At 32.4% G+C, this 11,074-nt stretch carries 15 protein-coding genes and 1 pseudogene; 1 reads left to right on the forward strand and 15 read right to left on the reverse strand.

The genetic code is table 11. From position 1 onward, the window contains the following. The 13 genes from ACESM9_RS11775 to ACESM9_RS11835 form a co-directional block, all read right to left on the reverse strand. The coding region (locus ACESM9_RS11775; RefSeq protein WP_372998764.1) for a TM1266 family iron-only hydrogenase system putative regulator at positions 1–163 on the reverse strand (163 nt) is incomplete at its 3' end. Positions 164–418: 255 nt separating this feature from the next. Next, entirely contained in the window at positions 419–658 is a 240-nt protein-coding gene (locus ACESM9_RS11780; RefSeq protein ID WP_372998726.1) for a hypothetical protein, read from the reverse strand. Positions 659–997: 339 nt separating this feature from the next. Continuing rightward, positions 998–2,542 carry a serine hydrolase domain-containing protein gene (locus tag ACESM9_RS11785; protein WP_372998729.1) on the reverse strand — a complete coding sequence of 515 codons (1,545 nt, stop codon included), beginning with the start codon at positions 2,540–2,542 and terminating at the stop codon, positions 998–1,000. Positions 2,543–2,867: 325 nt separating this feature from the next. After that, entirely contained in the window at positions 2,868–3,392 is a 525-nt protein-coding gene (locus ACESM9_RS11790; RefSeq protein ID WP_372998731.1) for a VanZ family protein, read from the reverse strand. 171 nt (positions 3,393–3,563) lie between these two features. Beyond that, positions 3,564–4,097 carry a flavin reductase family protein gene (locus ACESM9_RS11795; RefSeq protein WP_372998734.1) on the reverse strand — a complete coding sequence of 178 codons (534 nt, stop codon included), beginning with the start codon at positions 4,095–4,097 and terminating at the stop codon, positions 3,564–3,566. A gap of 281 nt (positions 4,098–4,378) precedes the next feature. Then, positions 4,379–4,591: a type II toxin-antitoxin system RelE/ParE family toxin gene (locus ACESM9_RS11800; protein ID WP_372998767.1), complete on the reverse strand. Its 213-nt coding sequence runs from the start codon at positions 4,589–4,591 to the stop codon at positions 4,379–4,381. Between the two features lie 83 nt (positions 4,592–4,674). After that, positions 4,675–4,854 (reverse strand): hypothetical protein, encoded by a 180-nt coding sequence (locus tag ACESM9_RS11805; RefSeq protein WP_372998737.1) that lies wholly within the window; start codon positions 4,852–4,854, stop codon positions 4,675–4,677. A gap of 192 nt (positions 4,855–5,046) precedes the next feature. Then, positions 5,047–5,553: a GNAT family N-acetyltransferase gene (locus ACESM9_RS11810; protein ID WP_372998739.1), complete on the reverse strand. Its 507-nt coding sequence runs from the start codon at positions 5,551–5,553 to the stop codon at positions 5,047–5,049. Positions 5,554–5,589: 36 nt separating this feature from the next. Continuing rightward, entirely contained in the window at positions 5,590–6,024 is a 435-nt protein-coding gene (aac(6'), locus tag ACESM9_RS11815; protein WP_372998742.1) for an aminoglycoside 6'-N-acetyltransferase, read from the reverse strand. After that, the gene (locus tag ACESM9_RS11820; RefSeq protein WP_372998745.1) at positions 6,021–6,185 is read right to left on the reverse strand and encodes a hypothetical protein; all 165 of its coding nucleotides are present in this window, start codon (positions 6,183–6,185) and stop codon (positions 6,021–6,023) included. The genes aac(6') and ACESM9_RS11820 overlap by 4 nt, the downstream gene beginning before the upstream one ends. A 61-nt stretch (positions 6,186–6,246) precedes the next feature. Further along, on the reverse strand, positions 6,247–6,729 hold the full coding sequence (locus ACESM9_RS11825; protein WP_372998748.1) for a 2'-5' RNA ligase family protein: 483 nt from the start codon (positions 6,727–6,729) through the stop codon (positions 6,247–6,249). Between the two features lie 197 nt (positions 6,730–6,926). Beyond that, positions 6,927–7,208, reverse strand: coding sequence for a hypothetical protein (locus ACESM9_RS11830; RefSeq protein ID WP_372998751.1), 282 nt, complete (start codon positions 7,206–7,208; stop codon positions 6,927–6,929). A gap of 18 nt (positions 7,209–7,226) precedes the next feature. After that, positions 7,227–7,646, reverse strand: coding sequence for a hypothetical protein (locus ACESM9_RS11835; RefSeq protein ID WP_372998754.1), 420 nt, complete (start codon positions 7,644–7,646; stop codon positions 7,227–7,229). Positions 7,647–7,859: 213 nt separating this feature from the next. Here ACESM9_RS11835 and ACESM9_RS11840 point away from each other — a divergent pair. Further along, a pseudogene (locus ACESM9_RS11840) lies at positions 7,860–9,062 on the forward strand (IS701 family transposase). Positions 9,063–9,274: 212 nt separating this feature from the next. Here ACESM9_RS11840 and ACESM9_RS11845 read toward each other — a convergent pair. Both ACESM9_RS11845 and ACESM9_RS11850 read right to left on the reverse strand, forming a co-directional pair. Beyond that, positions 9,275–10,006 (reverse strand): HIT domain-containing protein, encoded by a 732-nt coding sequence (locus ACESM9_RS11845; protein ID WP_372998757.1) that lies wholly within the window; start codon positions 10,004–10,006, stop codon positions 9,275–9,277. Next, complete coding sequence (locus ACESM9_RS11850; protein WP_372998760.1) at positions 10,003–10,878, reverse strand: carbohydrate deacetylase; 876 nt, start codon at positions 10,876–10,878, stop codon at positions 10,003–10,005. The genes ACESM9_RS11845 and ACESM9_RS11850 overlap by 4 nt, the downstream gene beginning before the upstream one ends. Positions 10,879–11,074: the final 196 nt, after the last annotated feature.

Here is an 11,074-nt window from a genome sequence, read left to right on the forward strand (position 1 = left end):
TGCCGTCTACAATCAGCGTTATTACCGATACTCCCCTCTCCCTATAGGGGATACCCATCCTTCCCACAATCAATTCTGCATAGTCATGAAGAATGGCATTAACTCGTTCTGCGCATGAAAGATCTTCTACCACAATACCTATAATCCCAATTCTTTTATCCATTTTCCAACCTCCTTTAAAACAAAAACTCCCTTCCCGCTAATCCAGCGAAAAGGGAGAAAAACAGCAAAAAAACTAAACACACATATCATATGCGCGCCTTTCCGCTCAGAAACACCTCACGGTTAGGTAAAAAACAAGCCCTGTATCTCCGACAAATAAATTGAAGCAGATACATTGCAATTTATCAGTTATTGGATTCTAACATTTACCTTTACATTGTTAATTATAATACAAGAATGGATCTTTGTCAAAATTTTATCGAAGTTTATTCATTTTTTCATTTCCATGCTTAAAGTTGCCAGTAATTTTAGCCATAATCAACTGTGCTTCCATTTTATCCGCTCTTTCTATCTTAGCTATGAATTTCTCACTTTCTTTGCCCTTTAATATCATTACTTGTTTTCCATGCCAGAATATAAATACCTTATTATCTTTAGATAGTTTATATGAAAAAGGTTCTTCTTTCAGCTTATCTCTTTTATCGATATTATCCAACTTTCACACGCCTCCTAATAAAAATCTTTTAATACAACTTATAGCATGTCCAAATTTTATTATTTATGAAGTTTGCAAGTCTATTAATTCATTTAACAAGTCCTGTTCAAATATATTGTTTAATACCAGGTATAGTTTTTCTAAGGTATATCCCCAGTTCTCATAAAAATTCTTTTCCATTCATACTCGATTTTACACGGACAAATAATTCCCACTTTCAGTAATGGTCTCAAATTCAAGCCCTCCCTATATACAGTTTGAAATAAAGTGTTAATATTCTTAACTTCATTATAAGCTATATTTATTCCATGTTTAGATTTAAGTTTCCCTAAAGTTATGTTATATGAAGTCATCAGCCGTTTTTTTATTATCTTCTATGCCAGGGAATAATGCTGATAACAATAAAATTACTGCAAAAATAAAAAATGAAAATCCCAACCAACCAGAAGCTATTGGAAAGATAGAAGAAATAAATAAATAATCTTGATTAATACACCATAAAAGACCTATCAAAATAATAATAGCTAAACCACTTTGGGCTAAATGTATACGATGAGATTTTTTAGACAAAGGTGAAAAACGACGCTTGCCAGAAATAACTCCCTTCGCAATTCTACAAACGCCCCATAGCATAATAATCCAAAATGAAGCTATTAAAGTCCATAGAGCCTTTTGTGCCCAGATGATTTTTCCCATACCAATTGTTTTAAAACCGCTCCACCTTGCCCAATCACTTAATATGTAACCAAAAAACGGCCAACTCCGCTGACTGTTTGTTAAAATAACAATACCATCACCCGTTTCTGGAACAGCTTGAAAAAATGTCATTACCCCGCCGCCTTGACCACCATTAGCAACTGATTGCTTACCATTTTCTAAAGTCTCAATATAATATCCTAATCCATATGAATCAAAAACAAGGTCATAAATGCCTGGTTTTTCAACCATTGGAGTATAGAGTTTATTTATGCTTTCAGAAGTAAGAACTCTATGGTCAGTATAAAAATAGCTTGGCATCCCTGCAGCAACAAAGGCTGCTATGTCCTCTACAGATGCAAATAGCCCGCCGGAAGCTTTCTCAGGGTAAACATATACTGGTATTGGATTCCCTTTTGTATCATAACCAACAGGAACCGCTGGCTTTAACTCTTTGCTCCAGTCAAAACTTGAATTGTACATTCCAAGAGGAATTAATACTTCTTTTTCCATATATTCTGCATAATTACGACCAGTAACCTCTTCTATCAATAGCTCAAGTAAATTATAGCCAGTATTTGAATATAAAAATGAAACACCAGGCTCTTGTATGAGAACAGCTTGCTTAGTCAAGCTCTCTTTTAAGGTAGGTATCTGATCCTCGGGAGAGTATCGTTCAAAAATATCTCCCAAAGGCATACCTGCAGTATTAGTAAGTAGCTGCCTTACTGTTATCTTTTCTTCGGAAAATTCAGAATCTGGAAACTCCCAGTTCTTTATGTATTGTTTCACAGGTTTATCAAGCCCTATTTTCCCCTGTTCAACTAGTTGCATTACTGCCCAGGCGGTGACAGATTTTGAGATGGATTCAACTCTACAATAAGTATCTGTAGTCATCTTTCTTCCTTTTTCAATATCAGCATAACCATAAGCCTTAGTCCAAGTAATCTGACCTTTTTGAATAAGAGCAATACTTAGACCTGGGATATCATAATCTTTCATCAAAATAGGAATGCGTTCATCCAGATGGGTGATAAACTCTTCTAAAGAAGCGTATTCCTTAACTTTGCTTATTGAATTAAACTTTGAAACGGAAATCAACGCTACAAAAGAGATGAGCAGTACAATTAATATTCTAATCCAGGTTTTATTTATTAGATTTATTAATCCGGTAGTTTTGATACCCATGTAAATTAATTCTCCTTTATTCTTTAATACCGGTAGAATGATTTATGCTGACGATTACATCTATAGATACCCTTGAACTGTTTCTTTATCCCTTGTTCTTGGATAAATTTTTTTACTATTCGTGATATCCTCCTAATTGCCTCCACTCATTATGTAAACTTTATTTACTTTGTGAAAGGAGCAGATTGTTCGTTAATAGTTCTTCTAACTGCCTAAACGCCCAATCATCTTTGTATTATAAAAATAATATTTGTAGTGCATTTTTGCATTTGCGACATTGTATAAAAATAATGTTCAATAAATCTGAATCTCATTTTTTCCGTGATTATTGCTCCTTTAATATTCTAAGGATAGTTGGCTTTAAAATGATAAAAAACAAATATCCTAATAAACCTCCAAATGTATTAGTAATCAAGTCAGTAACATCAAAGGATCTTGATGCTAATCCTCCCCAAAATGCACTTAATAATTGAGTGCTTTCGATTGCTAGACTAAAAAGAAAACACATGGCAACTGTTTTTAGAATGCCTGATTTCTTTATAATTGGATATAAAAATCCAAAGGGCATCATCATGATAACATTTAAAAATATCTCCCTAACACTGCCATAATAGTTTAATCTTAAATCCCTGAAAGGGATAAGATTGGCAGTTTCAAGAAATAAATTATTAGTACCATTTAAAAATGGTACAGGAAATGGCATCAGTGCTACACCTAAAACCATTGCGATGTAAATATACATGAGTGTATTGATTGTAAATATTATCTTAGGCCCTTTATACCACTTTTTATAAAAGAATAAGAAGTAAATAAAAGCTAATATAACAAAGTTAACTAAATATTGTACCATGTTTTCCTCCAATGATATCTATTAATATATGACCAAAAAGAATTGCCTCTATATCATCCTTATATATCTTATATCACAGTAAAGGCATGTAGGTCACTCTGATAATTGCTTAACATACATTTTACCCCTACCCCTTTTCATAATTCAGCTACCTCACATTAGATATACATTTTATCTTAGCAATTCGTTATTACTTGCGCCTTCAATAACTTCTCCCACAGTCCTGAATTGACCAAGCCAAAACATCAATGCATCATCACGAATATATTTATCCTCTATATGCACCTCTTTTATCTCTCCAATGAACCACTTGTGACTGCCTTCATATTCAATCTGGTGAACAACCTTACATTCAAGGTTAACAGGGCACTCCTCAATTATGTAGCTATCTATCTTGTTTCCTTTCTTTGGTGTCAATCCCGCCTTTATATATTTATCTTCATACCTTCCTGAGACAGAACCACAAATATGTATCTTATCTAATTGGTCTTTTGTCGGAATATTGATTCCAAATTCTTTTTTCTTAGTTATTAACTCATAAGTATATTTCTCAGGCTTAATTCCCACCATTACTGATGGAGGATCAAAGGAGTAAAAGTGAAATGCTCCAGCTACCATGATATTACTGTCTACAGTTACAAAAACAACCGGAAAAGATGGTAAGGCAATTATTCCATTAAATGAATTTTCATGAATCTTATGCACGAATATTCCCCCTTATCAACCTAAATAAACATTTTCTTTTATTTGATTATGAGGCAAAACCTTCAACTCCATGTCAAATAACGATTTCGTATTTGCGATATCCCTGAGCCAGACTTAGAGATAGACCTTGTAGTGGAGCTTCGCTCCCAGCGTAGGGATGTGTCACACACTATCCCAAAAAGACGCTCTAGTGCATCCGTGGGAAAATATTTTGTTATAGGATGGACGATACCAATTTTCCATTGCACAAACTATCAAACAAAAAACCTTAAGAACTTCCATCAAAATTCCCAAGGTTTTATATTTCTTAAATCTCTTGCTCCGTGTACAATTGTTAAAACTAGTATATAGTCTTCATCCGCTTTATATATAATATGGTAATTGTATAGTAATATTTCTCTAATCTTAGGATCGTTTACTGCTGGAACTTCTCTCCCAACATTAGGAAACCTCCACAGCTTTTCAACAGCGTCGAATATTCTTTCTACTACAATTAACCCCTAATATTCTGAGTCTCTTGATATATAATCTCAAATATTCTCTAAATCAATGACTGTCGGTTCAGTCCATCTTATTCTTAATTCTTCATAACTCTCTTCCCTACATCTTCATGGAACATAATTCTTCCTTCTTCTGCAGCAACTAATGAATCTGTTATTTTCTTCTTTACATAGAATTGGTACATTATATCGTCCCATGTGGTGTGTTCAGGCAAACTCTCAATTATCTTTCTAGCATCGTCCTTCGCATAACCCAAATTATCCACCCCATTTCAAATGTAGTTCTATATCTCAATTATATCACAAAATATCTTTATCAATCATTAAAATACAAATATTTCCGTATAATTCACAAAGCCTTTTCAGTCTGCTCAATAATTCTCTGTTATATGGTATTTTCTATCACTAGTTAAATCAATGTATATCACACTTACCTATAAATAAGCTCCCTAATATTTTTTAAAATTAAATCCCAACACTTCTACATCTTCTTCCTTATCTAACCTTTTATCATAGTTCTTTCTCAGCTGTATTAGATTTAGATGATCAAATCCTAATTCTTTATATAGTTTTATAGCACCAGTATTTCTTGGTATAATATCAACAAATATGGCCACCACATTTTTTTCAATCATTAGCTCGTCCAATTTTTGCATAGCGTATCTCCCAATTCCTTTATTTCTATATTGCTCTAATATAAATAAATCTTCTAACCATGCTACATCTTGTCCGCCAAATCTAACATAAAAAAAGCCTACAGGTTCATCATCTAAAAATACATTATATACTGATCCTTCTTCAATCCACTCTCTTAAAGTTTCTTGAGATTCTTCATCAGTTTGCCAATACTCCCTCGGAGCATTATTTAACTTCCTATGATAATTCATTAATTCTGTAATCATTTTTGCAGTAGTTAAAAATAAATCATCTGATAATTCCTTAATTTGTATATTCATTTTTCTTGTCCCCTATCTGCATACATTATGTTATCCTCATAGGTTTCTCTTAAAACAGATTATTCTATTTGCTTCCTCAAAACCAAGTTGTAAATGAAATTTAAAACTTTCCGTATTATTTAGCTCGCAATCACTTGCAAACTCACTACAGCCTTTGCTTTTTGCCCATTCCTCACATTGCATGAGAAGCTTTTTCCCAATGCCTCTCTTACGGTACTCATCTTTCACATAAATTCCTTCCAAATATCCAACAGGGCTGCTCTCCGTCCCCTCTACATAATCATATCTTAAACTACATTGTGCAAACCCAACTGGTATATTTTCATCATAATAAATAAAAACTGCTCCATTCTCTGATATAATGCTATTTATCATCTCTTTTTCTAAATCATAAATATCATTATTCAGCCATAGTAATATAGCCATTTCTGCAACAACTCTGCTGTCATCAATACTTGCTTGTCTTATCATGATTTATAACCTCCATAATTCCCTATATATTCTTCAAAATAACTACCTATCTTTACAACCTCATTCATAACTATATGTGTTTTAGCTTTATCTAAAAACCAATTGTCTTTTCTAAAATAACCTAGAATTGTTTCAAGGTGTATTCTTCCGCAAATATTCATCAATACGCTATCCTAGGCTACTTTACCTGAAATCAATAATATTACTCATTCTGAAAAAATGTTACTTTAAACCTATCTCCATCTCTATTATTGAATCTTCATTATCATCAATAATTTCTACACTAACCTTTTCTACAATAGTCTCAAAAATATCTCTGAAATCCTCTATCTCAATAACCGCATTTTTGTACTTCTCTTCATCTTCTATTTTTCCTACTGTCATATGTGGATGATATTCCCCTTTTCTCAACCATTGTGGCAAATATGGTTCTAATATATCTGTATAAAGCTTCTTATGAATATTAATTATTTCTTCTTTACCAACCTCTATATTAAGAAATAGATAATTTCCGAATGATTGTACCGATGTAATTCCCTTTAATACTATTTTGAAGGGTTTTTCTTCTGACAAAGCATTAGATATGTGTTCTCTCAGTTTATCTGAAGTGATATCGCTCGTAAAAGGAAATACAAGTGTAATATGCGGTCTAACATGACTTGCTAATGGGTCATACTTATCTCGGATTTCATCAATCACTTTCATATTACTAAATTTCGGAAATATCATAATACACCTTTTTATCACCTTGTAACATTCCTCTTTTCCCTATTAATCTAATATTGAAGGTCTTTTTATGAACAAAAATTTAAAAAAATAATCCCTCCCCATTGTAACATAACATTTAATTTGAGAGGGAAAATGGGTTGGAAATTGTTATGCCATTCCCTTATATAACTATTCTAATCATTAAGAAAACTAATTACATGATTCTCTATTTCCCAAAATTGCAGCTTCCCAATATCTTCAATATTATACTGCTTGTCCAAAGACCTTATGAACTCAGCACCAAGATAGTAACCTGTATCACTTATTCCTAGCACTTCAAACCAGTCTCCAAAAAAGTCTCGTGTTCCCTTTTCTTTGTCATATAAAACAGCTAAATAAAGCTTTTTCAACTGTTTCTCATTAGCCTTACATCTTTCAACCCACTCACTACCCCTTGAGTCAACTTCCTTCCTCAACAATCTATATTGGAAAAACTAAGCGAATCCCTCTTCATAAAAGTTCCAAATTCCTTTATTGTAATTGTTGTCTTCAACATTATAAGGTAAATTGTCTTCTCCTCTAATTTCAAAATGAACTACATGACAAAGCTCATGTGCCACAAGTGCTTCTATCTTCTCCATTGTATGCCAATTAAGTTCTGCAATTTTATCTATTCCAAAAAGAACTGCTCTTTTATTGTTGTATGTATTAACCCATCCTGCACTATTGCATAATCCGCAATATAAAACGATGTTTATTTCTAAATTGAGTTCAAGCAATTTATCTATTCTTATATTTATGTCATCTATGACATTTAAAATATTTTTATGGGCTTCAATCATTTTATCAAAATCTGCTTTGGTTCTATTAAAAACCATTTCTTCTGCAATCTTACTCCAGTCATAACCATTCAAACAATACTCTTCTTTACATTTCTTTTCTAGCTCAGGATATTTTGAAATATAGCATCTTTCCCATAAAATAATTTTATCTCTTATATTAGTGTTGTGCAGTAAAAAGTAAAAAATTGTATTGCCAATATGTTGGCAAAATAAAAGCATAAGCCGACCAAATGTGGTAGTTTTGAATTGTGAAAACAAAAACAAATCCACAGGAGGTCAAAACTTATGCCTGAGATAATAATAAAGCAAAATCAGAATATCAGCAATTATATAAATATGTTACAATTGCCATACTCTTCTTCGATACAAAACCATATGCTTAATATGGTCTCAGGCATAATTATTGCCGAAGGTAATAAAAACGTTTCTACTATCTATAAAAAGCTAAATTGCAACCGTGATAGAAGTACTGGTTCCAGATTTTTAGGAGAATACAAATAGAATCATGAGTATGTGGATCATAAGAGAATTTCACATCCCTTACACACTGCAAAGAAGAATGTTAATCAAGATGATGTCGGCTTCTTAATTGTAGATGACTCTTTGAGTAAAAAGGACAAATCTACAAAAAAGATCGAAGGCCTTGACTATCATCATTCCCACAGCGACGGGAAAACTATGTGGTCCCATTGTATTGTAAGCTCTCACTACAAAGTATCTGAGTACTCTCTACCACTTAACTTTAAGCTTTACCTGAGAAAACAGTTCTTTGGCAAAAACAAAAAACATTTTAAAAACAAACATGAACTTGCGATGCAACTTGTTGACGAATTTACACCAGTTACCAATACTACGTACTTACTTGTAGATGCTTGGTATACATCAGGAAAGCTAATGCTTCATGGCCTTAAAAGAGGATATCATACTATCGGAAGGATTAAGTCTAACCGTGTAATTTATCCTTTTGGCATTAAAACAAGTGTTAAGGATTTCTCCACCCATATACGTAAGAATGAAACCTGCCTAGTTACAGTAGGGGACAATAAATATTACGTACATAGGTATGAAGGAAAAATCAATGACCTTGAGAATGCCGTTATACTAATATGTTGGAGTGAAGCAGACTTATCTGATAAACCAGCATTTGTAGTAAGTACTGATGTAAGTCTGGATACTAGTAAAGTTCTAGAGTATTACCAAAACCGCTGGGATATCGAAGTCAGCTATAGATATCATAAGAATTCTCTTGGTTTCGATGAATACCAGGTAGAATCATTGACCTCGATAAAACGCTTTTGGAGCATGGTATTTATGACTTATACATTCCTAGAATTATTCAGGGTAGCAAGCAAACTAAAGACAATTGGAGACACTATAGGGCATTTTCGTCAACAATATATGGTTGAAATTGCTAAGTTTGCATACTCCTGTGCAGCTGAAGGGCTAAGTCTCGACTCGATGATTTCCAAATTAGGGATTGCTGCTTAATGTTTACCTTTTTACTGCACAACACTAACTTTTAAGTTATAAAATTCATTGAACAACAACTTATAGTTCTGTCCGACATTGGTTCCGGAATTTGCATAGCATATAACTCTACAATATGACCTAGCTCTATATCACTATAAACATATTCCCCCTTTTATGTCTCTATAAATTTATTTTCAGTTGCTATTAAAGTCAATGAATTCTTTAAATTGCTACGATTTAAGTAAATCAGACAACTTAAGGTTAAATTTGCTATTCCAATTTTTGCCTATATTGTAATAATCAGTTACAATATAGAATTGATCCTTATGCGGCATATGTAGACTAGACTCACAATTGTACACTATGGTATACCCAGTTGATTCAAGGCGCAATATATTAACAATATTGTATATTATTCCCAACATGTTCTTTATTATATTATTACTATCACGATTCTCGGCATTATCATTAAAACACGGAGGTATTATAATAGTAAAAATAACATTTCTAACATCGTTATAATATTTAATATTTAAATTCTTTTCTGAGTATAAGTCTACATATTCAATTTCTTTAAGCCTTTTTAAATATTCAGATGTATCTTTATACATATGAAAATGCGCCTGCTTTACTTCTTGCCTTAGTCCACCATTAATACATAAAATAAACTTATCATCTAGATTATTAACACTCTTAAGAGTTAATTTTGCAGCCTTTATTATTTCAATAAATAATGAATAGTTCTCACTACTGCATAACGCAAGAAAATTCGATATTCTTCTTTTAGGGACAAGTAGTATGTGGCAAGTATAACTAGGCTTCGGATGAAAGAACCCTATTATATTTTTTGAGTTATAAACTTTTTTAACTGGCAACATGCTACTAAAGTATTGAAATATAAATCCGACAATTCCGTTGAAAACCTTTCCTTTTGATAAGATGAATAATAACTTAGCTATCATAATGCCACCACCTCTTGTCCATCTAAATAACTGTTAAGCTGCTTAAAACTAACAAGCTTAATTTTATTTTCTGTTATCAAATCTTTGATATAAGAGCTTGTTATAATCTCAAGCTCTCTATATCGTACTTCGCAATATGAACTAGTGGATTTTAGATATTTATCAATGTATCCTGGATGTGTCATTATTTCAGTGACACCAGGCTTCAAATCTCTTATAACTTCCTGAATAGTATTAAAAGTCGCTTGGTCCCCAAAAAAGTTTGCTTTGAAGTAATCTGGACATTTGACATTTCTTTCACTAGCAATAATCTTTAGCCGTTCAATTCGTTCTTTAAGGTTTATAACAGGTACATCTCCTAATAAATTTTTTAAATTTTTATCAGAGAAATCACTAATTTCAGGGAACGGTAGCCTAATAGGCAAATTATATAAGTTAGCTACCTCAACGTATACTTCAAAAAAATCATCGTGTAATATAGCCCAATGATGGCAATCCATATGATCAGGTAAACACCCCATTAACTCAGAAAACTTATCAATTTGTGCGCAAAACTCTTTATACAGATGGTTGGGATTTACAAGCTCACGTATGGAGTATATATTTTTATGAAATATACCTTCATTTGTTAATAAAGAATATATCTCAGAAGGTTTCATTATAGGCACTCCTTTATTAAACACTAGATGTATACCTACACCAAGTTTTGGATATGCTATACATTTTTTAATCGAAGTTTCTGCATGATATTGGTTAACCATTACAGTTGTGCTTGTAACTATACCTTCACTATGTGCATATAGTATTCCTTCTGTAACTGATTCAGATAACCCAAAGTCATCTGCGTTAACAATTAGAAATTTCTCATTCAAATATCTGATCACTCCTATTAATATTCTCAGAATTTGCTTGCATAGTCAACTTTATTACTTCTAATATACACATATAGTGTTACACTATTTTAGTAGCCCTTAGATTTATGTCAATATCTTAGACACAAAGTTGAACTTTTTATACAATTTTCTTAGATAAGTCCTCATATTTTGATAAATAATATATTAAATGCTG

This window comes from Lutispora sp., assembly GCF_041687175.1.
Classification (GTDB): domain Bacteria; phylum Bacillota; class Clostridia; order Lutisporales; family Lutisporaceae; genus Lutispora.